27 protein-coding genes and 1 tRNA gene are annotated in these 25,936 nt (G+C 70.4%); 7 read left to right on the top strand and 21 right to left on the bottom strand.

Features of this window, described 5'->3' with window-relative positions; genetic code table 11:
- Positions 1 to 14 precede the first annotated feature (14 nt).
- Genes AC1DS4_RS14155 through AC1DS4_RS14135 form a run of 5 tightly spaced genes read right to left on the bottom strand, consistent with a single transcriptional unit; the run spans position 15 to position 3,823 of the window.
- Entirely contained in the window at positions 15 to 602 is a 588-nt protein-coding gene (locus AC1DS4_RS14155; RefSeq protein WP_477632185.1) for a hypothetical protein, read from the bottom strand.
- Positions 602 to 1,789 carry a glycosyltransferase family 4 protein gene (locus AC1DS4_RS14150; protein ID WP_477613020.1) on the bottom strand — a complete coding sequence of 396 codons (1,188 nt, stop codon included), beginning with the start codon at positions 1,787 to 1,789 and terminating at the stop codon, positions 602 to 604. Before AC1DS4_RS14150 ends, AC1DS4_RS14155 begins: the two co-directional genes overlap by 1 nt.
- Positions 1,786 to 2,748, bottom strand: a complete 963-nt coding sequence (locus AC1DS4_RS14145) for a phosphatidylinositol mannoside acyltransferase (protein WP_477613021.1) — start codon at positions 2,746 to 2,748, stop codon at positions 1,786 to 1,788. Before AC1DS4_RS14145 ends, AC1DS4_RS14150 begins: the two co-directional genes overlap by 4 nt.
- A 13-nt stretch (positions 2,749 to 2,761) precedes the next feature.
- Complete coding sequence (pgsA, locus tag AC1DS4_RS14140) at positions 2,762 to 3,376, bottom strand: phosphatidylinositol phosphate synthase (protein WP_477613022.1); 615 nt, start codon at positions 3,374 to 3,376, stop codon at positions 2,762 to 2,764.
- 12 nt (positions 3,377 to 3,388) lie between these two features.
- Positions 3,389 to 3,823 (bottom strand): thiol-disulfide oxidoreductase DCC family protein, encoded by a 435-nt coding sequence (locus AC1DS4_RS14135; RefSeq protein ID WP_477613023.1) that lies wholly within the window; start codon positions 3,821 to 3,823, stop codon positions 3,389 to 3,391.
- Positions 3,824 to 3,870: 47 nt separating this feature from the next.
- On the opposite strand from AC1DS4_RS14135, the gene AC1DS4_RS14130 reads away from it, so the two are divergent.
- A complete protein-coding gene (locus AC1DS4_RS14130; RefSeq protein ID WP_477632186.1) occupies positions 3,871 to 4,359 on the top strand; it encodes a hypothetical protein in 489 nt (162 codons plus the stop codon).
- Entirely contained in the window at positions 4,356 to 5,276 is a 921-nt protein-coding gene (locus AC1DS4_RS14125) for a hypothetical protein (protein ID WP_477623741.1), read from the top strand. The genes AC1DS4_RS14130 and AC1DS4_RS14125 overlap by 4 nt, the downstream gene beginning before the upstream one ends.
- Here the strand turns inward: AC1DS4_RS14125 and AC1DS4_RS14120 are convergent.
- Both AC1DS4_RS14120 and thrS read right to left on the bottom strand, forming a co-directional pair.
- The gene (locus tag AC1DS4_RS14120) at positions 5,173 to 5,742 is read right to left on the bottom strand and encodes an HIT family protein (protein ID WP_477613026.1); all 570 of its coding nucleotides are present in this window, start codon (positions 5,740 to 5,742) and stop codon (positions 5,173 to 5,175) included. The two genes, AC1DS4_RS14125 and AC1DS4_RS14120, sit on opposite strands and share 104 nt — an antisense overlap.
- Positions 5,743 to 5,748: 6 nt before the next feature.
- The gene (gene thrS, locus AC1DS4_RS14115) at positions 5,749 to 7,734 is read right to left on the bottom strand and encodes a threonine--tRNA ligase (protein ID WP_477613027.1); all 1,986 of its coding nucleotides are present in this window, start codon (positions 7,732 to 7,734) and stop codon (positions 5,749 to 5,751) included.
- 212 nt (positions 7,735 to 7,946) lie between these two features.
- On the opposite strand from thrS, the gene AC1DS4_RS14110 reads away from it, so the two are divergent.
- The 3 genes from AC1DS4_RS14110 to AC1DS4_RS14100 all read left to right on the top strand — a co-directional run bounded on the left by AC1DS4_RS14110 (position 7,947) and on the right by AC1DS4_RS14100 (position 11,206).
- Entirely contained in the window at positions 7,947 to 8,357 is a 411-nt protein-coding gene (locus AC1DS4_RS14110) for a Fur family transcriptional regulator (protein WP_477613425.1), read from the top strand.
- A gap of 124 nt (positions 8,358 to 8,481) precedes the next feature.
- On the top strand, positions 8,482 to 10,671 hold the full coding sequence (gene katG, locus AC1DS4_RS14105) for a catalase/peroxidase HPI (RefSeq protein WP_477613426.1): 2,190 nt from the start codon (positions 8,482 to 8,484) through the stop codon (positions 10,669 to 10,671).
- A gap of 4 nt (positions 10,672 to 10,675) precedes the next feature.
- On the top strand, positions 10,676 to 11,206 hold the full coding sequence (locus tag AC1DS4_RS14100; protein ID WP_477613028.1) for a GNAT family N-acetyltransferase: 531 nt from the start codon (positions 10,676 to 10,678) through the stop codon (positions 11,204 to 11,206).
- A gap of 47 nt (positions 11,207 to 11,253) precedes the next feature.
- Here the strand turns inward: AC1DS4_RS14100 and AC1DS4_RS14095 are convergent, their stop codons facing one another.
- From AC1DS4_RS14095 to AC1DS4_RS14080, 4 genes are all read right to left on the bottom strand, one after another.
- Entirely contained in the window at positions 11,254 to 12,474 is a 1,221-nt protein-coding gene (locus AC1DS4_RS14095; RefSeq protein ID WP_477613029.1) for an FUSC family protein, read from the bottom strand.
- 66 nt (positions 12,475 to 12,540) lie between these two features.
- Complete coding sequence (locus AC1DS4_RS14090; protein ID WP_477623740.1) at positions 12,541 to 13,404, bottom strand: MaoC family dehydratase; 864 nt, start codon at positions 13,402 to 13,404, stop codon at positions 12,541 to 12,543.
- A 1-nt stretch (position 13,405) separates the two neighbouring features.
- Entirely contained in the window at positions 13,406 to 14,749 is a 1,344-nt protein-coding gene (locus AC1DS4_RS14085; protein WP_477613031.1) for a 3-oxoacyl-ACP reductase, read from the bottom strand.
- Entirely contained in the window at positions 14,749 to 16,062 is a 1,314-nt protein-coding gene (locus AC1DS4_RS14080; protein WP_477613032.1) for an acetyl-CoA C-acetyltransferase, read from the bottom strand. Before AC1DS4_RS14080 ends, AC1DS4_RS14085 begins: the two co-directional genes overlap by 1 nt.
- An 88-nt stretch (positions 16,063 to 16,150) precedes the next feature.
- Here AC1DS4_RS14080 and AC1DS4_RS14075 point away from each other — a divergent pair, with 88 nt between their 5' ends.
- Both AC1DS4_RS14075 and AC1DS4_RS14070 read left to right on the top strand, forming a co-directional pair.
- Positions 16,151 to 16,855: a TetR family transcriptional regulator gene (locus tag AC1DS4_RS14075; protein ID WP_477613033.1), complete on the top strand. Its 705-nt coding sequence runs from the start codon at positions 16,151 to 16,153 to the stop codon at positions 16,853 to 16,855.
- Positions 16,852 to 18,840 (top strand): acyl-CoA dehydrogenase family protein, encoded by a 1,989-nt coding sequence (locus AC1DS4_RS14070; protein WP_477632188.1) that lies wholly within the window; start codon positions 16,852 to 16,854, stop codon positions 18,838 to 18,840. Before AC1DS4_RS14075 ends, AC1DS4_RS14070 begins: the two co-directional genes overlap by 4 nt.
- A 54-nt stretch (positions 18,841 to 18,894) precedes the next feature.
- Here AC1DS4_RS14070 and AC1DS4_RS14065 read toward each other — a convergent pair whose 3' ends face one another.
- From AC1DS4_RS14065 to AC1DS4_RS14020, 10 genes are all read right to left on the bottom strand, one after another.
- Positions 18,895 to 19,614, bottom strand: a complete 720-nt coding sequence (locus AC1DS4_RS14065; RefSeq protein WP_477613035.1) for a VOC family protein — start codon at positions 19,612 to 19,614, stop codon at positions 18,895 to 18,897.
- Positions 19,615 to 19,682: 68 nt separating this feature from the next.
- On the bottom strand, positions 19,683 to 20,102 hold the full coding sequence (locus tag AC1DS4_RS14060; protein WP_477613036.1) for a VOC family protein: 420 nt from the start codon (positions 20,100 to 20,102) through the stop codon (positions 19,683 to 19,685).
- Positions 20,102 to 21,355: a class I SAM-dependent methyltransferase gene (locus tag AC1DS4_RS14055; protein ID WP_477613037.1), complete on the bottom strand. Its 1,254-nt coding sequence runs from the start codon at positions 21,353 to 21,355 to the stop codon at positions 20,102 to 20,104. Before AC1DS4_RS14055 ends, AC1DS4_RS14060 begins: the two co-directional genes overlap by 1 nt.
- Positions 21,356 to 21,417: 62 nt before the next feature.
- Entirely contained in the window at positions 21,418 to 22,797 is a 1,380-nt protein-coding gene (locus tag AC1DS4_RS14050) for an FAD-binding oxidoreductase (protein WP_477632189.1), read from the bottom strand.
- Between the two features lie 67 nt (positions 22,798 to 22,864).
- Positions 22,865 to 23,206, bottom strand: coding sequence for a hypothetical protein (locus AC1DS4_RS14045; RefSeq protein WP_477613039.1), 342 nt, complete (start codon positions 23,204 to 23,206; stop codon positions 22,865 to 22,867).
- Between the two features lie 3 nt (positions 23,207 to 23,209).
- Complete coding sequence (locus AC1DS4_RS14040; RefSeq protein ID WP_477613040.1) at positions 23,210 to 23,470, bottom strand: DUF6295 family protein; 261 nt, start codon at positions 23,468 to 23,470, stop codon at positions 23,210 to 23,212.
- Between the two features lies 1 nt (position 23,471).
- A complete protein-coding gene (locus AC1DS4_RS14035) occupies positions 23,472 to 24,224 on the bottom strand; it encodes a dienelactone hydrolase family protein (RefSeq protein WP_477632190.1) in 753 nt (250 codons plus the stop codon).
- Positions 24,225 to 24,386: 162 nt separating this feature from the next.
- Positions 24,387 to 24,463 (bottom strand) — tRNA-Val (locus AC1DS4_RS14030).
- Positions 24,464 to 24,605: 142 nt separating this feature from the next.
- Positions 24,606 to 25,097: a TIGR02611 family protein gene (locus AC1DS4_RS14025; RefSeq protein ID WP_477632191.1), complete on the bottom strand. Its 492-nt coding sequence runs from the start codon at positions 25,095 to 25,097 to the stop codon at positions 24,606 to 24,608.
- Positions 25,094 to 25,936, bottom strand: a complete 843-nt coding sequence (locus AC1DS4_RS14020; protein WP_477632192.1) for an aminotransferase class IV — start codon at positions 25,934 to 25,936, stop codon at positions 25,094 to 25,096. Before AC1DS4_RS14020 ends, AC1DS4_RS14025 begins: the two co-directional genes overlap by 4 nt.

The raw sequence follows: 25,936 nt of genomic DNA, 5'->3' as shown, positions 1-25,936 counted from the left end.
GTCCCGACCGCGGCTCAGTCCCGCACGGCGGGTGGGAGCTCGTCGTCGAACTCGACGGTACGGGGCAGGTCGGCGTGGCCGGCCAACCGGAACCAGCGGACCACCCACTTGCGGCGGACCCGCTGCACGTCGGTCACCGCGTCGTTCAGGAAGCGCCTGGCCAGCTGCACGCGCACGCCGGCTGCCTCGACCCGCTGCAGGCTGCTCGCCCCGAGGGCGTCGGCGTGACCCCCCCGGATGTCATCCACCACGTCGGCCGTGAGCGCCGCCTGGAGCGCCTCGGTCAGGTCGCTCTCCAGCACCTCCCGTGCGCCGAAGCTCTGGCCGTCGAGGAGGTCCTCCTCGAGGGCACGCTCGTTGTGGGCCTCCAGGGACTCCGACGCGGCGCCCGCCAGCATCAGCGCGCTGGCCGGGTCGAGGGCTCCCGAGTTGGCCAGCTCCAGCGTCGCCTCGGCTCGGCGGACCAGCTGGGCGTCGAGAGCGGACAACGCACCCTCGGCGCGCGTGTGCAGCCGGTCGAGCCGGGCTGCGCTGTAGGAGAGGTACCAGGCGACGCCGAGCAGCACTGCGACGACCACGACGCCCCACGTCAGAGAGTCCATCACGCCTCCCCTCCCCTGCGACCGCGGAGCAGCCGCGTCCACCGGGTGTCGGCGGCCGGGTCCGACCGCGCGTCCTCGGAGCCATGGGTGACCGTGTCGTAGACCGCCATGACGTCCTCGGCGACGACCGACCAGTCGAAGACCCAGGCCCGGCGGTGCCCGGCCTCCCCCAGCCGCTCGCGCTCCCCCGGATCGCCCAGCAGGCGCAGCAGCTGTCGGGCCAGGTCGGCACTGTCCTCGTTGGTGAAGGTCGCGCCGGCGTGTCCTCCGTCGAGGACCCGGACGAAGGCCGGCAGGTTGCTGGCCACCACGGGCGCCCCTGCACTCATCGCCTCGACGAGCACGATGCCGAAGCTCTCTCCCCCGGTGTGCGGGGCGACGTAGAGGTCGACGGACGACAGGAGCACGGCCTTGTCCTCGTCGCTGACCATGCCCAGGAAGTCGGTGGCAGCCGCCACGGACGGTTCGAGGCGTTCGCGAGCGGCTTGGACGTCACCCGGTCCCGCGACCAGGACTCGGGCTCCGGGATGCTTCGCCAGCACCGCGGGCATCGCCGCCGCCAGCACGGGCAAACCCTTGCGGGGCTCGTCGATCCGCCCGAGAAAGGCGATCGTGGGCGCCGACTCGGTGCCGGTCCACCTGGCAGCCGGCACGGCGTCGGCGAACCGCGCCACGTTGACGCCGTTGGGGATGACGACCGCGTCACCACCCAGGTGGGTCGTGACCGTGCGCCGGGCGTCCTCGGAGACGGCGATCCGCCCGTTGATCTTCTCCAGGCTCGGGCGCAGCAGCGGGTAAGCAGCCTGCATCGCCCGCGACCGCAGGTTGGAGGTGTGGAAGGTTGCCACGACCGGGCCCTCCGCCGACCACAGCGCGAGCAGGGCGATGCTGGGCGTCACCGGCTCGTGGATGTGCAACACGTCGAAGTCGCCCGCCTCGAGCCAGCGCCCGACCCGCGAGGCGGTCAGCGGCCCGAAGTTCAGCCGGGCCACCGAGCCGTTGTAGCGCACGGGAACGGCTCGGCCCACCGACTCGACGTAGTCGGGCAGCGGGGTGTCCTCGTCGGCCGGGGCGAGGACCGAGGCGTGGTGCCCCTGCCCCAGGAAGTGCTCGGCCAGGTCGCGGACGTGGAACTGCACCCCGCCGGGCACGTCGAAGGAGTAAGGACACACGATGCCGATCCTCACGGCCAGCTCCCCTGCGCCTGGCCGGGTCGCGCTGACTGCTCGGGTCGCGGCTCGAGGTCCTCGAGGAACACCCGCTGGAGCATGTGCCAGTCGGCGGTGTGCTCCACGATCGCGGCGCCGAGTGCGTCGGCGCACTGCTGCGTCATCGCGACGGCCTTGGCCCGTGTCGTGCCGGTCGCCGGCACCTCGACCCGGTCGTGCCAGGTGATCACGATGCGGTGCTTCCAGCTCGACCCCTCGACTCGCTCGTAGTGGATCGAGACCGGGTGCAGCGCCGCACCGGTGCCCAGCGACAGCGCCGCCGGACCCGCCGCCATCTTCGAACGGTGACCGCACAGGTCGACCTCGATGCCCCGGTCGGTCAGGTCGCGGTCGGCAAGCAGTGGCATGAGCACCGGCTTCGTCAGGTGCCCCCGCAGCTGCGCGAACACGTCGCCCCCGCCCGTCAGCGGCAGGATCGTCATGCCCAGCGACTCACGGAAGGCGAGGAACTCGGCATACACCTCCTCGGGCTCGAGCCGCTCGGCGACGGTGACGACGGGACCGATCTCCTTGGTGCCCCAGGCTCCGGCCAGGTCCCAGTTGCCGAGGTGGCCGAGGAAGCACACGACCGGTCGGCCCGCGGCGAGCTCGGCCCGCACGGGCCCGTCCCCCTCGACCCGCACCGACGCCGCGATCTGCTCCGGGGTGCGGTCGGGCAGCCGGAAGGCCTCGCAGTAGTACCGCAGGTACGAGCGCATCCCTTCGCGCACCAGTGCGTCCAGCTCCGCGCCGTCGAGCTCGGGGCGCACCCGCGCGTAGTTGCTCCTCAGGCGCTGCACGCCCTTGCCGCCACGAGCCACCGTCAGGTCGGCGATCTGCTCGAAGACTGTGTATGCCGTGCGCTCGGGCAGCCGACGCACAGTGCCCCACCCGAGGCGGTAGCCGCTGACGGCCAGGAGGTCGCCGAAGCCGGTCACGTCGCGTGGCCGCTCAGGAGGCTTCGACCAGGGCCTGCCGACGCACGAGCAGCATGCGCTGGAACACCGTGACGAGGCTGGCGACGGCGAGCAGGGCGAGTACGACGGCGAGGACGACCTCGGGCAGCCCCAGACCCACCAGTCCGGTCACCACGAGGACGGCGACCAACCGGTCGGCGCGCTCCGCGATCCCGACGTTCGCGGTGAAGCCCAGCCCCTCGGCCCGTGCCTTGGCGTAGGACACCACGCTGCCGAGGATGAGGCAGGCCAGCGCCAGCCCGGCCATCAGGAAGTCGTCGCCGCTGCCGGCATACCAGAGCACGAGGCCCCCGAAGATGGCCGAGTCGCCCACGCGGTCGAGCGTGGAGTCGAGGTAGGCGCCCCACTTGCCGGAGCGGCCGGACATCCGCGCCATCACGCCGTCGACGGTGTCGGAGAAGACGAACAGGGTGATGACGATGGTGCCCCAGAAGAACTCGTGCCGGGGGTAGAAGGCCAGCGCGCCGACGCAGACGCCGAGCGTGCCGACGATCGTCACGACGTCCGGGCTGATCCCCAGCTTGAGGAACAGTCGGGCGACCGGCGTGAAGATCTTCGTGAAGAGGGCGCGTGCGTACTTGTTGAGCATGGTGGGGTCAGCCTACTGAGACCGAGCCGCCGTCCCCGCAGAACCGCTGACGGACACGTGTGTGGGCGCGCAGGCGGGAGTGCCTCCCGGCAGCGCGTAGCGGTGGTCGGCCACCCACGTGTAGACCCGACCAGCCAGCCGGCTGATGCCCGGCAGTGTGACGAGGTGGCCGAGTGGCCGCCAGAACGGGGCTCCCTGCTTGAGCCCCTCTGCGATGGCGAGGTGGGCGGCCACGACGGTCCCGTCCGGGCGGACGAACTGGGCCGCCTCGATGCAGTCCTGCTCGGTGAGCCCGAACCGACCGAGTTCCACCTGCTGCCACGGCTGGACGTCGTAGCGGTCGCGGCGGTCCACCCAGCGCGTGGCGAACCGCGCGCTGGTCGTGCAGAACCCGCAGTCGCCGTCGAAGATGAGCAGGCCCCGCTCGCTCCCCGTCACCATGTCCATGTCCTCAGTCTGTCACCCGCATGGGACCATGACCGCGTGAGGGGAGCATGAGGGGGCCGACCACCCGGCTCGGCCCGTATGCCGTGCTGTGGCGGCTGGCCGTGACCGCCGCCGTGGTGACGACGGTCTGTCTGGGGACCTGGGTGGGCAACGACAGCTGGTGGCCCTTCGCCCCCATGTCGCAGTACGCGTTCTCGGTGCGGAACGACGGGGTCATCAACTCGTTGAAGTTGGATGCGTTGACCGTGGACGGCGAAGTGGTGCGGGTGCCGCTGTCCAAGGAGAAGATCGGCATCGAGCGCGCCGAGATCGAAGGACAGGCCCCCCGCATCATCGAGCGCCCCGAGCTCCTCCAGGACATCGCCGTGCTGCATGCGCGCCGGCTCCCGCGCGAGGCGGCCTACGCGGTCCTCTACCTGCGCAACACCTCAACCCAGATCGGCACGGGGGCTGCCACCGTCCGCACCCTGGCCACGTGGCAGGTCCGCCACCCGCTGCGTCCCCAGCCGAGCGGCATACCTGGTGGTGCGCCGTGAGCCGCCTGGAACACTCCCCGATGGAACGCCCTGCCGTCGAACGCTCCATCGTCGAGAAGTTCCTCGCGCCGGAGATCTCGCTCGCGCGCGTGGCGTGGCTGCGGCTCGCCGTCTACGCCTTCGTGTGGCTCGACGTGCTGTGGATCGTGACCGACCCCATCCCCCACGGCGACGTCCCGCCGAGCCTCTACCGCGGCCTCGAGGTGCGTTCGCTGCTGCTCCTGCCCGCGCCGTCGCACACCTACGTCAGGGTGCTCCTGGCGGTGATCCTGGTGAGCTCCGCGGTCGCCTTCACGGGCCGGCTGCCGCGGCTGGCGGGATGGGTCTGCGCGGTCGGGATGCTCGACTGGGTGAGCAACGCCTTCTCCTACTCCAAGGTCGACCACGACCACTTCGCCCTGGTCGTCGCGCTGTTCGTGCTGCCGACGGTCGGGCGGGCCCGCCTGCGCGATGTCGACGTGAGGTCGCAGGCCGCTGGCTGGGCGATCCGCATGGTGCAGATCGGGGCCGTGTCGATCTACTTCCTGTCGGCCAGCGCCAAGATGCGTTTCGGCGGCAGGGGCTGGGCCAACGGAGCCACCCTGATCTGGGCGCTGACCCGACGGCCGAACGGCATCGGTCCCTGGGTGGGCGCCCATCCGACCCTCACGCACGCCCTGCAGTGGATCGTGCTCGTGGCCGAGTTCACTTCACCGGTCCTGTTGTGGCTCAGGGGAAAGGCGCTGTACGCCGCGCTCCTCTTCTGGGCGGGCTTCCACCTCAGCACCTACGTCATGCTGAAGATCCACTTCCTGCCGCTAGTGGTGTGCCTGCTCAGCTTCCTGCCGCTGGAGCGCCTGCCGCACCCGGCCACGCTGCGACGAGCCGTGAGCGCACGTCCTCGAGCAGCATCGGCAGCGCCTTCGTCTGTCCGATGACCGGCAGGAAGTTCGAGTCGCCACCCCACCTCGGCACGATGTGCTGGTGCAGGTGGGCCTGCACACCCGCACCGGCGACCGCCCCCTGGTTCATGCCGATGTTGTAACCGTGCGGGCCGGAGGCAGTGTCGATGGCGGCAATGACCTGCTTGGTCAGCAAGGCGAACTCCGTGGTCTCCTCGTCGGTCAGGTCGACGTAGAGCGAGGCGTGGCGGTAAGGACACACGAGCACGTGGCCGGGGTTGTAGGGGAACAGGTTCATGACGACGTAGCAGCTCACGCCGCGGTGCACGATGAGGCCGGTCTGGTCGTCCTTGGCCGGGGCGACACAGAACGGGCAGCCGTCACCCGCGTCCTCGCTCGGCCGCTCCCCCGTGATGTAGGCGAGCCGGTGCGGTGTCCAGAGCCGTTCGAAGCCGTCCTGCACCCCGGCGAAGTCGGTGTCGGGCTCGAGCGCGTCGGTCATCGTCCGTCAGACCTGGACGCGGGCCTCGACCGCGGCGACGATCTCGGCGATCGCCTCGTCGACGGGCACCCCGTTCTTCTGCTCGCCGTTGCGGTAGCGGAACGACACCGCGCCGGCACCGCGGTCCTCGTCCCCGGCGATCAGCACGAAGGGGACCTTGGACTTCGACGCGTTGCGGATCTTCTTGGGGAACCGGTCGTCGGAATCGTCGATCTCGACCCGGATCCCCTTGCGGCGCAGCTGGTCCGCCACGTCGTGCAGGTAGGGCGAGAACTCGTCGGCCACGGGCACCCCGAGCACCTGCACGGGTGAGAGCCAGGGCGGGAACGCGCCCGCATAGTGCTCCACGAGCACACCGAGGAAGCGCTCGATCGACCCGAACTTCGCCGAGTGGATCATCACCGGCTGCTGCCGGGAGCCGTCGGCCGCCTGGTACTCCAGCCCGAAACGCTCCGGCTGGTTGAAGTCGTACTGGATGGTCGACATCTGCCAGGTGCGGCCGATCGCGTCGCGTGCCTGCACCGAGATCTTCGGGCCGTAGTAGGCCGCGCCACCCGGGTCGAGGACGAGCTCGAGGCCGGACTCGGTGGCGACGTCGCGCAGGACGTCGGTCGCGTGCTCCCACTGCTCGTCCGAGCCGATGAACTTGTCCTTCTTGTCGCCCTCGGTCTCGCGGGTGGACAGCTCGAGGTAGTAGTCGTCCATGCCGAAGTCGCGCAGCAGCGAGAGCACGAAGTTCAGCAGGTGCTTGATCTCGCCCGGTGCCTGCTCGGCGGTGACGTAGGAGTGCGAGTCGTCCTGGGTCATGCCACGCACGCGGGTCAGGCCGTGCACGACGCCGGACTTCTCGAACCGGTAGACCGACCCGAACTCGAACAGCCGCAACGGCAGCTCGCGGTAGGAGCGACCGCGCGAGCGGAAGATGAGGTTGTGCATGGGGCAGTTCATCGCCTTGAGGCGGTACTCGGTGCCCTCGAACTCCATCGGCGGGAACATGGTGTCCGCGTAGTAGGGCAGGTGCCCCGAGGTGTGGAACAGCCCGTCCTTGCTGATGTGGGGGGTGCCGACGTACTGGAAACCCTCCTCGATGTGCCTGCGGCGGACGTAGTCCTCCATCTCCCGCTTGATCACCCCGCCCTTGGGGTGGAAGACGGCCAGGCCAGACCCGAGCTCGTCGGGGAAGCTGAACAGGTCCTGCTCCGCCCCGATCTTGCGGTGGTCACGGCGCTCGGCCTCGGCGAGCCGGTCGAGGTAGGCCTTGAGCTCGTCCTTGGTGGGCCAGGCGGTGCCGTAGACGCGCTGCAGCTGGGGGTTCTTCTCGCTCCCCCGCCAGTAGGCGCCACCGCTGCGCATCAGCTTGAAGGCGTTGCCGAGCACCTTGGTCGAGGGCACGTGCGGGCCGCGGCACAGGTCGCCCCAGGCGCGTGAGCCGTCGCGCTTGAGGTTGTCGTAGATGGTCAGCTGCGCGCCCCCCACCTCGACGTCCGCACCCTCTGCCTGCTCGCCGGCCGCGCCACCCTTGAGACCGATGAGCTCGACCTTGTAGGGCTCGTCGGCGAGCTCGACGGCAGCGTCGGCGTCGCTGATCTCGCGGCGCACGAAGGTCTGGCCCTCGTTGACGATGCGCTGCATGACCTTCTCGAGCGCCTTGAGGTCGTCGGGCTGGAACGGCTCGGCCACGTCGAAGTCGTAGTAGAACCCGTCACGCACCGGCGGTCCGATGCCGAGCCTGGCCTTGGGGTTGAGCTCCTGGACGGCCTGGGCCAGGACGTGGGCGGCGCTGTGCCGCAGCACGTCCAGCCCGTCCTGCTCCTGCGCGGTCACGGGCTCGACGACGTCGCCCTCTGCGAGGGCGTGGGCGAGGTCGCGCAGCTCACCGTTGACCCGGGCCACGAGCACGGCGCGGTCACCCTCGAAGAGCTCAGCGGCAGTCGTCTGCTCCGGCACCGATCGCTCGCTTCCGGCGACGGTGACGGTGATCTCGGCAGACACGGTGCTCACTCCTGGGGTGGATGACTGGGTATGCCGCGTGCGGACGTCAGCACGCGGCATACCGATGCTATCGGCCGGGCGCGGGCACCCGCGCGGGAGTTGTTCCGCAGGCTGGGACAGCCGTCCCAGAATTCTTGACTCGTTCCAGAAACCGGGCCAGACTCCGGGACGTGACCCCACCGTCCGTCGTCCGCGCAGGCGACCTCCCGCAGATGCTGCGGGACGTGGGCCTGCGGGTGACGCGGCCCCGGGTGGCAGTCCTCGGTGCGGTGCACGCGCACCCCCACTCCGACACCGACTCGCTCATCGCCGCGGCGCGACGCGACGTGCCGGAGGTCTCCCACCAGGCGGTCTACGACTGCCTGCACGCCCTCACCCGCTCCGGCCTCGTGCGCCGCATCCAGCCGCCCGGCTCGGTGGCGAGGTACGAGTCCCGCGTGGGCGACAACCACCACCACGTCGTCTGCCGGTCCTGCGGCGCCATCGCCGACGTCGACTGCGCCGTCGGCGCAGCCCCCTGCCTTGCCCCGTCGGACGACCACGGCTTCACCATCGACGAGGCCGAGGTCGTCTACCGGGGCCTGTGCGCCACCTGTTCCAGCCCGCGCAATCCCAGCGCCTGAGCAACCCACAGCCTGACCACCCAACCGCCTGAACCCTCGACACCACGTCCGGAAGGAAGCAATGTCCGACAACGAAATCCATGGCGCAAGCCAGACCGGGGACCACGAGACCCAGCTCGCCGAGATGAACGAGAGCGAGCAGAAGTGCCCTGTCGTGCACGGACGGGCCCCCGAGCCCGTCCAGGGCGGCGGCAACCGGGGGTGGTGGCCCGAGCGCCTCAACCTCCGGATCCTGGCCAAGAACCCCGCCGTCGCGAACCCCTACGGCGAGGACTTCGACTACGCCCAGGCGTTCAGCTCCCTCGACCTCGCCGAGGTCAAGCGCGACATCGCCGAGCTCCTCACCACCTCCCAGGACTGGTGGCCGGCCGACTTCGGCCACTACGGCCCGCTCATGATCCGGATGGCCTGGCACAGCGCGGGCACCTACCGCGTGCAGGACGGCCGCGGCGGCGCCGGTGCTGGTCAGCAGCGGTTCGCGCCCCTCAACAGCTGGCCGGACAACGCCAACCTCGACAAGGCCCGCCGCCTGCTGTGGCCGGTGAAGAAGAAGTACGGCCGCAACCTGTCATGGGCCGACCTCATGGTGCTGGCCGGCAACGTCAGCCTCGAGTCCATGGGCTTCCAGACCTTCGGCTTCGCCGGTGGTCGCCCTGACGTCTGGGAGCCCGACGAGGACGTCTACTGGGGTCCGGAGACCGAGTGGCTTGGGGACGAGCGCTACACCGGTGACCGCGAGCTGGAGAGCCCGCTCGCCGCCGTCCAGATGGGCCTGATCTACGTCAACCCGGAGGGCCCGAACGCGGACCCCGACCCCCTCGCGTCGGCCCGCGACATCCGCGAGACGTTCAAGCGGATGGCGATGAACGACGAGGAGACCGTCGCCCTCATCGCCGGCGGCCACACCTTCGGCAAGACCCACGGTGCGGCCGACCCCGAGGCACACGTCTCCGACGAGCCGGAGGGCGCAGGACTCGAGCAGATGGGCCTGGGCTGGAAGAACAGCTTCGGCACCGGCGCGGGCCCCGACGCCATCACCAGTGGTATCGAGGTCACCTGGACGATGACCCCGACGCAGTGGGACAACAACTTCTTCGAGAACCTGTTCGGTTTCGAGTGGGAGCTCACCAAGAGTCCCGCGGGCGCCAACCAGTGGAAGCCCAAGGACGGCGCCGGTGAGGGCACGACGCCCCACGCCCACGACTCGTCCAGGCGCATCGCGCCCAACATGCTCACCACCGACCTCGCCCTGCGCGTCGACCCCGTCTACGAGCAGATCTCGCGCCGCTTCCTCGAGAACCCGCAGGAGTTCGCCGACGCCTTCGCCCGTGCGTGGTTCAAGCTGACGCACCGCGACATGGGCCCACTGGCCCGCTACCTCGGTCCCGAGGTGCCCAGCGAGGTCCTGCTGTGGCAGGACCCGCTCCCGGCGCCGACCGGTGAGGTGGTGACGGCTGAGGACGTGACCGAGCTCAAGCGGCTCGTGGCCGAGACAGGACTCAGCGTGACCCAGCTGGTGTCCACGGCGTGGGCTGCGGCGTCATCCTTCCGTGGCAGCGACAAGCGCGGCGGCGCCAACGGTGCCCGCATCCGGCTCGCCCCGCAGAACGGCTGGGAGGTCAACAACCCCGCACAGCTCGCGACCGTGCTGCGCACGCTCGAGGGTGTCCAGGAGTCTTTCAACTCGCGTGGCGGGCGCCAGGTCTCGCTCGCCGACCTCATCGTGCTCGCGGGCGGCGTCGGCGTCGAGCACGCTGCGCAGGCAGCGGGTCACACGGTCGAGGTGCCGTTCACGCCGGGTCGGGTCGATGCGACCCAGGAGCAGACCGACGTCGAGTCCTTCGCCTACCTCGAGCCCCGGGCCGACGGCTTCCGCAACTACGCCGGCAAGGGCTCACGGCTGGGCGCCGAGTACCAGCTCGTCGACCGCGCCAACCTGCTCACCCTGAGCGCCCCGGAGATGACCGTCCTCGTCGGCGGCCTGCGCGTCCTCGGGGCGAACTACGACGGCTCGCGGCACGGCGTCCTGACCGACGCCCCCGGCACGCTGACGAACGACTTCTTCGTCAACCTGCTGGACCTCGGCACCCAGTGGAGCTCGACGTCCGAGGACGCCTCGACGTTCGAGGGTCGGGGCGCGTCGGGCGAGGTCCGCTGGACGGGCACCCGGGCAGACCTTGTGTTCGGATCCAACTCCGAGCTGCGTGCCCTCGCCGAGGTCTACGCCAGCAACGACGCGGGAGACCGCTTCGTGCAGGAGTTCGTGGCGGCCTGGGCCAAGGTCATGGACCTCGACCGGTTCGACGTCGCCTGAGGCCATGACAGTGCCAGCAGCGCCTCGGCCACAGCCTGGTTCCGAGGCGCTGCTGGTCGGCCCGGTGCCGTTCGCGGACCTGCGGGTCCAGCGCCTCGTCGACGAGGTGCAGGCCCACTACATCGTCATCTACGGCGGACCCGACGACTCACCGGTCGACCCCTCCGAGTTCGAACCGCCACAGGGGCTGTTCGCGCTCGGCACCCTGGACGGAAACGGCGTCGCGATGGGTGGCTGGCGTCGCCGACCGGACCTCGCGACCGTGTTCGACGGTGCCGCCGTGGCGGAGATCAAGCGGATGTACGTCGCTCCGTCGGGTCGGCGTCGAGGCTTCGCTCGCCGGGTGCTGGCCTTCCTCGAGGACACGGCTCGCCAGTCCGGGACGGACGTGCTCGTCCTGGAGACGGGGACCATGCAGCCTGACGCCATCGCGCTCTACGAGGCCAGTGGCTACGAGCCGACGGTGCGCTTCGGGCACTACGCCGACTCGGACCTGGCCCGGTACTTCGCCAAGCGACTGGCCCCGGCCGACTAGGTCACCGTTGGGGTCAGCGTGTGCTCACCGGCGGGTCTGCGTCTGGGTCACAGCCCGACGATCCGGCGTGGAGGCTTCCGGATGGGTCCGCTGTCGGTCGGCATCACGGCCTGGTGGCTTCGTACCTCGAGCTCGCGGATGAGCCGTTGCGCGTCGAGGAGCATGGCGCCGTAGGCGGGCCACGCCTCGGGGTTCTCGAGCTCGCTGGTGCGGACCTCGTTGCCCAGTCGGGCGAGGATCTCCTCCGCGGAGCGCAGGTAGGTGGCGACAGCCTCCCGCTCCGCGTCCTCGGGCAGTCCGAAGTGGCCGATCGCACCGGCGATCTCGTCCAGGGCCTCGGCATAGCTCTCGAGGAAGCGCTGGCTGGGTGCTGGCTGGCTCTCCTCCTCGTCCGCGGCGTCCACGAGCGTCCGGGCGATCCCGGACAGCTGCCACTGACTGCGCCGGATCGCTTCCACGGTGTGGGAGTAGCCGACCCAGTCGACCTCCAGCCCGTGCAGGTTGTCACGGGGGTTGAACTTCGTGCTCTCCCGCCCGGTCTCGATCTCGCTCTGGATGCGGGGCGCCAGCTGGATGATGTCGGTGCTGGTGTCGTACCACTGGTGCGCCATGTCGCTGTCCCAGCCGTCTCGCAGTCCCGCGGCGATGTCGTTGAGCAGCTGGCAGACCCGGCCGGTGAGCGCGCGGATCTGCTCCCGCGGCTGCCTGATGTGCAGGGGGGCCAGGACGATCGCGTTGGTGAGCACGCCGATGACACCACCGGCCAGGGTCTCGACGATCGTGAGGTACGTGAACTCCACATCGGTCCCGCCGACGGTCAGCAGGGACAGCAGCACCATCGTCGGGACCTGGATCCCGTGGTCCCCGAGGCGACGCCACCGAGCGATGAGCAGCCCCAGGTAGAGGACGGGCAGCATCGTCCACCAGTGCACGCCGACCAGCGATCCCACGAGCCACGCGGCACTCATCCCCACGACGACCGCCAGGACTCGCTGACCACTCGCCCACAGGGACCGGAAGATCGTCCGGTCGACGACGAGCAGCGCCGCCATGGGCGCGTAGAACGGTGACGGGCTGTGAAGCACTCGCACCGCGAACTGCCAGGCGAGCACCGTCGCCAGAGCGGCCTTGCCCATCAGCAGGGCCGTGTCCCGCTCAGGGCCGGCATGCCGCACGGCCTCGCGTCCGGCTCGGACCCACCCAGCCGCGTCCTCGCGAACCGTGTACAGCCACGACGCCGGCGGCCGCCGGTCGGCGGGAGTCTCCATCCCCCGACACTAGAGGGGACGTCAACGCATGACGAAGCGGGCCGACCGCTCCCGCCCGATCGCCCCTCAGCCCGCGTGGTGGCCCGACGCGAACGACATCGTCAGGTGTGTGGTCGACGGGTCGCGGGTCGAGCGCAGCCCGGCGACGACGGTGGCGCCCGCATCATCGACGACGACCTCGACCGTGCTCGGCAGCAGCACCGGCTTGGCGAACCAGACGTGCGTCGTCGAGGGTTCGGTCGACCGCTGCCCGAGGACCGCCAGGGTGCGGGCCGCTGTCCACATGCCGTGCGCGATGGCTCGGGGAAAGCCCATCGCCTTGGCGCTCAAGGCGTGCAGGTGGATCGGGTTCACGTCGCCGGACACCGCGGCATACGCCCGGCCCTGTCCCTCGGGGACGCGGATGAGGCCAGCGGGCCCACCCTGCGGCAGGCTCGGCGCGTCCTGTGCCCGCGGCGCGGACACGTCGCCGCTGCCGCGCCGGAGGTAGGTGCTTCGACCGTCCCAGACTCGCACGCCCTCGACGTCCACCTCGGTGACCAGGTCCACCAGGCGCCCCTTGGGGTGCGGTCGCAGGCGTTCGGCGTGCACAGAGATGGTCAGGGGGTCGTCTGCCGTGAGGCGCCGGTGGAGCGTGATCTGGTTCTCGAGGTGCACCAGACCCGGCAGTGGCAGGGGGAAGGACCGATCTGCCATCAGCGCGACCTGGAGCGGGAAGCCCAGCACGTGCGGATAGGTGTGCGGCAGGACGTCGCCTCCGGTGAACCCGCACACCTTGTCGTAGGCGAGGAGGTGGTCGCGGTCCACCACCACTCCCTCCCGGCGCCAGACCGTGTCGGGCAGCTCACCGCCCCGACCTCGTTGGGTGAGCGTCGCTTTGGCGAACAGTGGTGCCAGTGAAGGGGCTTCGGTCAATGTCCGGACGGTCATGTCAGGCGCCCAGCAGGCTCTGGCCACAGACCCTGACGACGTTGCCGGTGACCCCGGCGTTGGCGTCCTGGCTGAACCAGGCGATCGTCTCGGCGACGTCCACCGGCAGCCCACCCTGGCTGAGCGAGTTGAGCAGCCGCCCCACCTCGCGCGTCGCGAACGGCACCTTGGCCGTCATCTCCGTCTCGATGAAGCCCGGCGCCACCGCGTTGACCGTGATGCCCCGCGCCCGAAGCGCCTCGTCCGCAGACATCGCGTCGACGAGTCCGATCACTCCTGCCTTCGAGGCTCCGTAGTTCGTCTGCCCGCGGTTCCCGGCGATGCCGGCGATGGACGACACCAGCACGACATGGCCACGATCGCGTACGCCGCCGACCCCGAGGAGGACCTCGTTCATCCGCAGGATCGAACCGAGGTTGACGTCGAGCACCGAGGCCCAGCGCGCCTCGTCCATGTTGGCGAGCAGCTTGTCACGGGTGATGCCGGCGTTGTGCACGACGATGTCGAGGCCGCCGTGCCGGCGAGTGGCGTGGTCAAGGATCCGGTGCCCCGCGTCAGCGGCGGTCACGTCGAGCTGGAGGGCGGTGCCCCCGACCCGGTTGGCGGTCCTGGCCAGCGAGTCCCCCGCACCCGGGATGTCGATGCAGACCACGGTCGCGCCGTCCCGCGCGAGCACGTCAGCGATGGACGCACCGATCCCCCGGGCCGCACCGGTGACCACGGCCACCTTGCCCGCCAGCGGCTTCGCCCAGTCCTCAGGTTCCTTCGGCGCGCCGCCACCGACTCGAACGACCTGACCGTCGACGTATGCCGCGCGGCCGGACAGCAGGAACCGCACCGCTGCGTCGACGTTGACGTCCGATCCCTCGTCGACGAGGACGAGGTTGGCGGTCGCTCCGGCCCGCAGCTCCTTGCCGATCGACCGCGTGATCCCTTCGAGCGCTCGTCGCGTGGCGGCCTCGGCGAAAGTGCTGGCGCCGTGGGGGTCCCGACCCACGACGATGACCCGGCCGCTCGGCTGGACACCCTTGAGCGCCGGGCCCACGAGAGCCCGCAGCACCTCGAGGTCGGCGGGCTCCCGGGCCTCGGTCAGGTCGGCGACGACAGCCGCGACACGGCCGCCGGACGGCAGCTCGTCCACGGCGTCGACCCCCTCGAGCTTGAGCAGGTCGCGGACTCGCGCCGCCACTGGTGCGGCGCCCAGGCCGCCGACGAGGACGGGGCCGTCGATGAGTGGCGCTCCCACGGCATACCTGCGCAGTCGTGCGGGGCGGGGCAGGCCGAGCTGAGCCGCCAGCCTCGTGCCAAGTCGGCTGTTGACGATGCCGGCGTAGGTGCCGGCCATCAGGCGGCCTCGAGGATCGCCATGACGCCCTGGCCACCAGCGGCGCAGATCGAGATCAGGCCGCGTGCCCCAGATCCCTTCTCGTGCAACATCTTCGCGAGCGAGGCGACGATGCGCCCGCCGGTCGCGGCGAACGGGTGACCCGCGGCCAGCGAGGATCCGTTGACGTTGAGCTTCGTGCGGTCCAGTGCACCGATCGGCGCGTCCAGACCCAGCCGGTCGCGGCAGAACTCCTCGCTCTCCCAGGCCGCCAGGGTCGTGAGCACGGTCGCGGCGAAGGCCTCATGGATCTCGACCAGGTCGAAGTCCTGAAGCTTCATCCCCTGACGCTCGAGCAGGTGCGGCAGGGCGTAGGCCGGGGCCATCAACAGTCCCTCGTTGCCGGTGACGTAGTCGACGGCTGCGGTCTGTGCGTCCAACAGGTGCGCGAGGACGGGGAGCCCGTGCTCTGAAGCCCACTCGTCGGAACCGAGCAGCACGGCGGAGGCTCCGTCCGTGAGCGGCGTCGAGTTGCCCGCCGTCATGGTGGCGCCGTCGCCCTTGCCGAAGACCGGGGTGAGCTTGGCGAGCTTCTCGACGGTGGAGTCGGCGCGCAGGTTCTGGTCGCGCGTCAGCCCGAGGAACGGCGTCACGAGGTCGTCGAAGAAGCCGCGTTCGTAGGCCGCGGCAAGGTTCTGGTGCGACGCCGCGGCGATCTCGTCCTGCGCCTCGCGGGTGAGCCCCCACTGCTTGGCAGTCTGTGCCATGTGCTCACCCATGGACAGCCCGGTGCGCGGCTCGACGTTTCGCGGGATCTCGGGGACCAGCTGGCCGGGGCGCAGGCCTGTCAGGGCTTTGACCCGCTGCCCGGGCGTCTTGGCGCGGTTGAGGGTCAGCAGCGTCTCGCGCAGCCCCTCGTTGACGGCGATGGGGGCATCGGACGCCGTGTCGGTGCCGCCCGCGATGCCCGAGTCGATCTGGCCGAGGGCGATCTTGTTGGCCACCAGGATCGCCGCCTCGAGGCCGGTGCCACAGGCCTGCTGCACGTCGTAGGCCGGCGTCCGGGCCGACAGGCTGGACCCGAGGACGGACTCGCGGGTGAGGTTGAAGTCGCGCGAGTGCTTGAGTACGGCGCCGGCAGCGACCTCGCCCACCCGCTCCCCTGCAAGCCCATGCCTGGCCACCAGACCCTCGATGGCTGCGGTCAGCATGTCCTGGTTGGTGGCCTTGGCGTAGGCGGCGTTCTGCCGCGCGAAGGGGATGCGGTTGCCGCCGATGACGGCAGCGCGGCGGGGCTGGCCGACCGAGCGGGCGGGCTTTGACGAGGGGGCCACGAGTACTCCTGAGGTGGGTCCGACTGTGGGACAGGTAACTGATACGGACAGTAGCAGGTACGCCCAGTACCTGCTACTGTCACGACCTGTGACCACGACCACGGACGCCTCGACGCCGAGCCCCGACGGCCGCAACACCCGGTGGAACCAGCACCGGGCGATCCGTCGGCGCGAGCTCGTCGACGCCACGCTGCGCGCGATCCGCCAGCACGGCGCCGGGGTCGGGATGGACGACATCGCAGCTGTCGCCGGCACCTCCAAGACCGTGATCTACCGCCACTTCACGGACCGGCAGGGCCTGTATGCCGCAGTCTGCGAGAGCGTCGACGCGCTGATCCTGCGCAACCTCGCTCTGGCTCGCAACGTCGAGGGCGACGTCACCGGTGGCGATCTCACCACCGTGGAGCTCTCCCCACGCGCCCTGGTCGCTGGAGCGGTCGATGCCTACCTCACGCTCGTCGAGAAGGATCCCGAGGTCTACCGGTTCGTCGTCACCGCACCCCTGCTGGACAAGCCGTCAGGCGACCCGGCGGCGATGGTGACCGACCACATCGCCGCGCAGATGACCGAGGTCATCGGCGAGGCCCTGGACCGCGCCGGGCGCAGCAGCGCACCCGCTCCCGTCTGGGGCGCCGGGTTGGTCGGCATGGTGCGTGCCGCCGCCGACCGCTGGCTCACCGACTCGGCTATGAGCCGCCGGGAGCTCACCGAACACCTCACCGACCTGGCCTGGGGCGGCTTGTCCGCGGCCTGGCCAGCCGACCCCGCGCCCGACACGCAGGAGGACTCATGACCACGCTCGCCAATGCACTGCAGAGGACCCTCGACGGTCGGTGGGCGGCGATCCGCGAGGAGGCCCGAACGGACCTCGACCCCGAGCGTTTCGCTCCACCGACCGAGCCCCTGGACCTGGAGTCCTACCGCGCCAGGATCGCCGAGCAGGTGCAGGCCCTGGCCGCCACCGGGCACGCCAAGCGCGGCTTCCCGACCTCGATGGGCGGCAACGGCGACCTCGGCGGATCGGTCACGGCGTTCGAGCTGCTGGGGCATGCCGACCTGTCGCTGATGGTCAAGGCGGGCGTGCACTGGGGCCTGTTCGGCGGCGCGGTGGCGAACCTCGGCACGCAGCGGCACCACACGGCCTACCTGCCGTCGATCATCGACGCGACGCTGCCGGGCTGCTTCGCGATGACGGAGACAGGACACGGCTCCGATGTCCAGTCACTCGGCACCACCGCGACCTACGACCCCGACACCGACGAGCTGGTGGTGCACACCCCAGACCTGCGCTCCCGCAAGGACTACATCGGCGGCGCCGCCCGCGACGGACGGATGGCCGCAGTCTTCGCCCAGCTGGTCACCGGTGGCGAGAGCCACGGCGTCCACTGCGTGCTCGTGCCCATCCGGGACGACTCGGGAGCAGCGATGCCCGGGGTGACCATCGGCGACTGCGGCGCCAAGGAGGGACTCCCCGGTGTCGACAACGGCCGGCTCACCTTCGACCAGGTCCGGGTGCCTCGGACCAACCTGCTCAACCGCTATGGCGACATCGACGAGCACGGCACCTACACCTCCCCCATCGAGAACCAGACTCGCAGGTTCTTCACGATGCTCGGCACCCTGGTGCGCGGGCGGATCAGCGTGGCGGGCGGCGCGGGTGCGGCGACCCGCAGTGCGCTCACCCTGGCGATCACGTATGCCGGTCACCGGCGCCAGTTCGCCCCTCCCGGCGGCGACGGCGAGGTGATCCTGCTCGACTACCGGGTGCACCAGCGCAAGCTGCTCCCGGCGCTGGCCAAGTCCTACGCCCTGGCTGTCGCGCAGAACGACCTGGTGTCGCTCATGCACGACGTGCTGACCTCCGGTGAGGCCCCCGACGAGCACCAGCAACGCGAGCTCGAGGCCCGGGCGGCCGGCATCAAGGCCGTCGCCACGGCCCACGCGACAGCGACGATCCAGACCTGCAGACAGGCGTGCGGAGGCGCCGGCTACCTTGCGGTCAACCGGCTCCCGGCGCTCAAGGCCGACACCGACGTGTTCACCACGTTCGAGGGTGACAACACGGTGCTGCTCCAGCTGGTGGCCAAGGGCCTGCTCACCGACTACCGCGACGCCTTCGGCGACCTCGACACGTTCGGCATGGTCAGGTTCGGCGCCCGGCAGTTTGCCGGGGCCGTCATCGAGCGGACGTCGGCCCGAGGCCTCATCCAGCGCCTCATCGCCACCGCACCCGGCCGCGACAGCGAGAAGGGGCCGACCGACCGCGGCTGGCAGCTCGACCTGTTCGAGGACCGGGAGAAGCACCTGCTGGAGACGCTGGCCCTGCGGCTGCGCAAGGCCGGCAAGCCGGGGGCGCAACTGTTCGACGTCTTCAACCAGGCCCAGGACCACGTCATCGAGGCGGCCCGCGCCCACGTCGAGCGGACCATCCTCGAGTCGTTCGTCGCGGCGATCGACGCCTGTGACGACCCCGCGGCCGCCCAGACGCTGGATCGGGTGTGCGACCTCTATGCCCTCAGCACCATCGAGGCCGACAAGGGCTGGTTCCTCGAGCACGGGCGCATCACGCCGGCGCGCAGCAAGCAGGTCACGGCAGCCGTCAACGACCTCTGCGCAGCCCTGCGACCGCACGCGCAGGAGCTCGTGGACGCGTTCGGCATCCCGCGCGCGTGGCTGGGCACCGAGCTGCTGTCACCGCTGGTCGAGGACGTGAACCAGACCCCGACGACGGCTCCCTCCGCGACGGAGGCGGTGCAGACGGCGGAGGTCGGCAGCTGATCCTCAGGCCAGCCGTCCGAGGACGCCACAGCCCCGCTGACGGGTGGCCGGTCCTCACGACCGCGCTGGAAGCACGCAGAACTCGTTGCCGGACGGGTCGGTGTAGGAGCGCCACGGGAGCTCGCCCCAGTTCGTGTGGAGCAGGCCGCCGCCACGCTCGGCGATGGCTGCCCCGACCTCGTCGGGGTCCTCTCCCGCTTCCAGCCGGACGTCCAGGTGAAGCCTGTTCTTGGCCGTCCCCTTGGGGGCACCCTCAGGGCACAGCTCCAGGAGGGGGCCGCGCAGCGACGGGTGGCGCAGGGACCGTGGCGCGACACCGACCACTTCGGTCCAGCCGGTCAGCCAGGACCAGAACTGCGCGTCCCGGTCGGGGTCGGCGGAGTCGAGCGGGAGTGCCGCGATGGGTCCGGTGTCGGTGTAGGCCGCCCGCTCCTCCATGACGCAGCAGGGATTGCCCTCCGGGTCGGCGAGCACCACCCAGGGCACGTCGCGCTGACCGATGTCGAGGTGTCGAGCGCCCAGCCCGAGCAACCGCTCGACCTGCTGGGCCTGGCGAGTCCCACCCAGGAGGTCCAGGTGGAGTCTCAGCGGTTCGGAGGGTTGCTCGGGCACGCGTTGGAAGCAGAGGTCGAGCACCGGGCCACCCTCGATGGTGAGTCGCGTCTCGTAACCTTCAGGCTCGTCGGTCAGCCTCTCGCCGCCCACGACCGCCTCCCAGAACTGCCCAAGCCGTTGGGGATCGATGGCGTCGAAGACGAGGTTCTCCAGGTACATGCTCCTACCGTAGAGCCCGCAGCCGACGCCGATGCGGCACGTGCGGCGTCACGCGCAGCACGTGACCTTCAGCCGCGCAGCAGGGTGCGGCCGTCGTCGGTGACCGTCCAGAACGGGTTGTGCGCGACCTCCCACGGGTGCCCGTCGGGGTCCACGAAGACTCCCGAGTAGCCACCCCAGAACGTCTCGGCGCCCGGACGCCCGATGACCGCGCCTGCCGCGGCTGCGTCACTGAGCACCTCGTCGACCTCGTCCGCGCTGCGGACGTTGAGCGCGAGCGTCACACCGCCCCATCCACCGCCGTCCTCCACCGCTGAGTCCTCGGCGAGGGCGCCGCGGTCCCAGAGGGCCACGACCAGTCCGCCGCACTGGAAGAAGACCACCTCAGTGTCGTCGTTGCCCCGCTCCCACCCGAGGTCTGTGTAGAAGCGCTCGGCCCGCTCGAGGTCTTCGACTCCGAGGGTGACGAGAGAGAGCCGTTGCTCCACTAGGCGTTCCACCAGGGTCGCAGCGGCAGTCCCGCTCCCCCACGGTCGTCGAGCTTGACGGCGAGGACCTGGTGGAGCTGGACGATGTTGCGCTCGAATCCCACCCGCGACCCAGCCATGTAGAGACCCCAGACCCGCGCCGTGGACTCCCCGACCTCCTCGACGCAGGCGTCCCAGTTGTCGCGGAGGTTGGCGCACCAGCCGGCCAGCGTGCGCGCGTAGTGCTCCCGGAGGTTCTCCTCGTGGCGCACCTCCAGACCGGCGTCCTGCGCTGCCGCGATGATGGTCCCCGAACCGGTGAGCTCCCCGTCGGGGAAGACATAGCGGTCGATGAAGGCTCCCGTCGACATCCGCCGGTTCAGGGGTCGGGTGATGCTGTGGTTGAGCAGCAGGCCACCGTCGCGCAGCCGACCCTTGATGAAGTCGAAGTAGGCCGGGTAGTTGCGCACCCCGATGTGCTCGGTCAGCCCGATGGACGACACGGCGTCGAACCCGGTCTCGGTCACGTCGCGGTAGTCGCTGTGGCGCACCTCGGCCAGGTCCTGCAGACCCTCACGACGAATCGCCTCCTGCGCCCAGGACGCCTGCTCTGCCGACAGGGTCGCCCCGATGACGCGCACTCCCCGCCGCGCGGCATACCGGACCATGCCTCCCCAGCCGCAGCCGATGTCGAGGAGTCGGTCACCCTCGGCGAGCCGCAGCTTGTCGAAGACGAGGCGGTACTTGTTCTCCTGCGCCTCCTCGAGGGTGGCCCCGTCATGGGGGTAACAGGCGCACGTGTAGGTCATCGACGGGCCGAGGACGTACTCGTAGAAGGTGTTGGACACGTCGTAGTGGTGGTGGATCGCCTCGGCGTCGCGGGTCTTGCTGTGCCGCAGGCCCTCGGCCACGCGGCGCCAGCGTGGCAGCGCCTCCTGCGGGGGCGGCGGCGGAGGCTTGAGCAGCTCGACGCCGAGCGAGCGGGCAATGGCCGCAGCGGTCTTGGGCGGGGGCATCCTGAAGTGGAGGTCACCCATCGCGTTGAGCAGCTCGTAGGGGTCGCCCGGGTGGACGCCCACCAGGTCGAGGTCGCCCGCGACGTAGGCCCGGGCCATGCCCAGGTCGCCAGGCGCGGTCGCGAGGTAGCTCGCCCCCCGCGGGGTCTTGAGGTCGAGCCCGTATGCCGCGTCGGCCGGGCCGGTGGCCGACCCGTCGAAGGCCGTGAAGCGCAACGGCACCCCGTCGGCGGACACCGCGTCGAGGATCTGGGCCATCGACAGTCGCTGGGGAGGCTGAGACCCCTGGTGGGAGTCGGACCGGTTCGTCCTGAGGATCGTCACTTGCGTTGCACCGCCTTGGAGTAGAGATCGAGCAGTCGTGCGTCAGGGTCGTAGCGTCGCTTGAGAGCGGCGTACGTGTCGCCCCCGTAGAGCCTCCAGAACTGAGTCTCCTCGTAGTAGGCGTCGGAATACAGGGACTTGTGGCCATCGAGGGCGGTGACCTGCTCCTCGATGAGGCGGTTGGCGGCACCCTCCGCCCCGTCGGCGTCTCGTGGGACGCTGGACCAGAAGCCGACGTTGACATAGGTCTCGCCCGGCCGGAGGGGGTAGAGCGGCCAGGATCCCTTGCTGCGCACCGGGCACAGCCAGATCGGCTCGATCGGGATCTCGCGCAGGAACCAGAGGACGAACTCGGCGGTGCGGCCCAGGGGCACTTCGATGTCCTGGACCACCCGCTCGCGTGGCGGTTGTCCCTTGCGCGCCTCCAGCCGGTCCGCGATGTCGTGGCGGTGGTCGAGCGCGATGAGCTTCCAGTAGAACGAGCTGCGGCGATAGCGGCGCGGCCAGAGTCGGCGCAGGCGGGGGTTCTGGGCCCCGAACGCCCGGCTGCACCAGAACCAGTCGGTGTCCCACCGCCAGAGGTAGTCGTGGATGGTCAGCCGGTCGACCTTGGGCTCGGGCGAGTCGTGCTGGATGGAGCGGTAGTAGATCTGCTGGCCGGTGTAGTCGCTGACCGGCCCGGGCTGGGCGGTCCTGGTGCCCAGCGTGAGGTAGGACTCCGTGGCGGAGAACACGACGCCGTCGAGGTAGTCCACCCGAACCCCTTGGTGCTCAGCCGTGTCGCTGATCGTGCCCAACGCGCTGACCATGGACTCCACGTCGTGGAACCGCAGGTGCCGCAGGGCCACGAAGGGCTCCACGGGCTCGAGGGCGATCCGCAGACGGGTGGCGTAGCCGAGGGTGCCGTAGGAGTTGGGGAACCCGTGGAAGAGGTCGGCGTGCTCCCCCTCGGGCCGCGCGCTGACGATCTCGCCGGAGCCGGTGAGGATGTCCATCTCCAGCACCGACTCGTGGGGCAGGCCGCTGCGGAAGGAGGTCGACTCGATGCCCAACCCGGTGACCGCGCCGCCGAGCGTGATCGTCTTGAGCTGTGGCACGACCAGTGGCGCGAGACCGTGAGGCAGCGTCGCGTCGACCAGGTGCTCGTAGGTGCACATGCCCTGCACGTCCGCCGTGCGGGCCTGCACGTCGACCGCGATCACACCCCCGAGTCCCGACACGTCCAGCCCTGGTGCCTGCGAGGCGTCCCTCGCCCGGAACAGGTTGGACGTCTTCTTGGCCAGCCTGACCGGCGCATCCGCGGGGATGGCGCGATAGCTCGCCGCGAGTCGTTGGACAGCGCGCTCGTGTGTCCCCGTATCCAGCAGCCCCAGCACGATTCGACCTTATGCCGCGACACCGACCGGCGTCACGTACCTACCCGTTCGCGTTCACCCGCGAGGCTCAGGACACGACCTCCACCGCGTCGCCCACCAAGAGCTCGCCGGGTCGCCGCACCGCGGCATACACGCCCGGGCAGTTGCGTGCCGTGCCGGTGACGTCCAGCTCGACAGCGCCCACGCGCAGCACCCTGCCGATGCTGGCGGCCAGCTCGGCCGAGCCCAGCGTCACGACGAGGTTGGCGCGGGTGTCGGACCGGACGTCCTCGGCGGCGACCACCTGGACGGCGGCCTTCTTGCGCCGGTCACCGGCCAGGCCCTCGGGTTCGACGACCGCTCCCTGCAGGTCCTGACCGGGCTCGCCATGCACGGGGAAGATGTGGATCTCGTTGACCTGCGCGGACATTCGTCAGACCTCCGGGGGTGCGGAGGCAAGGGCAGCCTCGATCGCGCGGACCAGCCGGCCAGCGGAGTCACGAGTGAGCTCGACCGCAAGGCGCGCCCCGGGGCCACGCGACGGGTCGGCCAGGTCGATGTTGAGGGTGTGTTCGGCCATCGCGTGCACCGGGTGGTCGTAGTAGACCGTGGCATCAGTGACGTGGAACCACTCGCCACCGGGCCCCTTTGCACTGCCGTCGACCTGTTCGGAAACCGTGGCGTACGTGCACATGTCAGCTCTCCCGTGGGCTCAGGTGCGTGGCGAAGAAGCGGGCGATCCGCTCCCACCCGTCGTTGGCCGCGGCGACCCGGTAGCTCGGGCGGTCGACGGCGAAGAACCCGTGCCCCGCGTCCTCGTAGGAGTGGAACTCGTGCGGTTTGTCCAGGTTAGTGAGGCGACTGTCCAGCTCGGCGACGTGTGCCGGGCTCGGCGTCTTGTCCTCGACACCGAACAGCCCCATCAGGGGCGCCTCCAACGACGGGAGCAGGTCGACCAGGTTGGTGATCTTCAGGGCGTAGCCCGCCGGCGGTTCCCCGGTGACGAAGGCGCCGTAGCAGTCGACCGCAGCGTCCACGTCGAGGTGGCACGCGGCGAGCACGGCCTGACGACCACCGGAACAGTGCCCGATGACGCCCACCCTGCCATCGCTCGTCGAGAGTGCGCGCAGGTATGCCGCGGCCGCACCGACGTCGCCGACCAACCGCTCGTCGGGCACGCCGCCTTGCGCCCTGGCCGTGGCTGCCGCATCGGCTGGGTCGGCTCCCGGCGCCTCGCGGGAGTACAGGTTGGGACAGACGGTGTCGTAGCCGAGCTCGGCGAAGCGGCGCACCATCTCCTTGGTGGCCCGGTCGTAACCGGGCATGTGGTGGATGACCACCACGCCGCCCCGGGTGTGCTGGCCGTCCGGACGGGCGAGATAGGCCTCGACCTGCGCCCCGTCTGCGCCGTTCAGGGAGACGGTCGTTGCGCTGAGGGAGTCACTCACCTCGCGATGGTATGCCCGGGATGCCTACATCCAGTGCTGTAGTACCCGCGTCCGAGAGGCGCTCATGCACCGGTCGGTGGGCGCGGGTCCTGCGTTCCCCTAGCGTCGAAGCAGCACCCCCGTCCGGTCCAGAACCGCGGGGGTGCTGCCATGACTTCGTGCTGGTGGACGTGAAGGGACTCGAACCCATGGCCTCTCGCGTGTGAAGCGAACGCTCTAACCAACTGAGCTACACGTCCAGGTGCCCTCGTCACACGCGGTGACGGTCGGGCCTGCCGAAGAATAGCCGGATCGGGCGGATCAGGTGAAATCCGGGGGTGTCCCGGGAGTCACCGGCCGCTTCTCGGGCCCCACAGCCCGCCGGGTGGCCCGCCCGCCGGGTCACAGCCCCGGCAGCCCGTTGATCCAGTCCTCCGCGAAGTCAGGCAGGAGGCTGGGGACCCCGGACACCAGGAACATGGCGTAGAAGACCAGACCGACCAGCGCGGCAGTCCCGAGGGCGACGAGCGCCTTGACCCACAGCGGCTTGGGCTCGAGCCAGTCGGCCCACGCGCGCACCTTGGTCCGGGCGAACTTCAGCAGGCGCTGTGCCCAGTCGAACTCCGACGCCCAGACGGCCAGCCCGACGAAGATGATCACCCAACCCGGACCTGGCAACGGGAGCAGGACCACACCCCCCGCCACGATCAGCAGGCCGATGATGCCGATGACCCACTTGTAGATCCGGTGCGTGTGCTGGTTGGACCGGATCTTGCGCCGCCACTCCCAGTCGGACTCCTCCTCGGCGGCGAGCTCCTCGGCGACGGCCTCCCGTGCGGCCAGGTCCGGTGCCCCTGATTCCCCCGCTGACGGTGGGTCGCTGCCCTCGTTCACGGGTCCATCCGCTCGGCGCACAGGCGCGCGAACACGGCGGCGGCCCTGGCCGTGACCGGACCGGGTTGGAGCGCACGGTCGTCGACTCCGTGAACCGCCAGCACGTCCTTGGTGCTGCTGGTGATGAACACCTCGTCGGCTTCGCGCAGGACATCCAGGGGCAGGGTCTGCTCCCGCACGTCCAGGCCGTCCTCGCGGCACCACTCGATGGTGACCTCCCGCGTGATTCCCGCGAGGCAGCCCGAGTCGAGCGGTGGGGTGAGGATCGTCCCGTCCACCACGACGAAGATGTTCGAGCCCGTGCACTCGCACAGCTCGCCGCGCGTGTTGCCGAAGACGGCCTCGATCCCGCCCCGCTCCTTGGCGTACGCGAGCGCGACGACGTTCTCGGCATAGGACGTGGTCTTGAGCCCGGCCACGGCGGAGCGCTCGTTGCGGGTCCAGGGCACCACCGCGACCGAGGCGCTGGCGGGCGGCCGCGGCTGCGGACCCGCCGTCACGATGTAGGTGAGGGGGCTGTCGTCACGGTCCGAACCGAGCGGCCCGGCTCCCCCGGTGACGGAGTAGCGCAACCGGCCGAACTCGATCTGGTCGCCGGCCTCGAGCACCGCCTTGGCCCCCTGGGCGATGTAGTCGTGGTCGGCGGCAGGCAGGCCGAGGCCGGCCAGCGTCCGGTCCAGCCGACGTGCGTGCCGGGTCGCGGCGAACACCTGGCCATGGTCGACCTTGGCCGTCTCGAAGGCCCCGTCGCCGACCGTCACGCCGTGGTCGAGGGCGGAGATGGACGGCTCGTCCACTCCGGTCAGTCGACCGTTGACCCACACCCTGACGTCGCTCAT

The organism is Pedococcus sp. P3_C7 (genome assembly GCF_056402615.1).
Note: the sequence above shows the minus strand (reverse complement) of the source record. Positions and strands in the feature narration are given on the sequence as shown.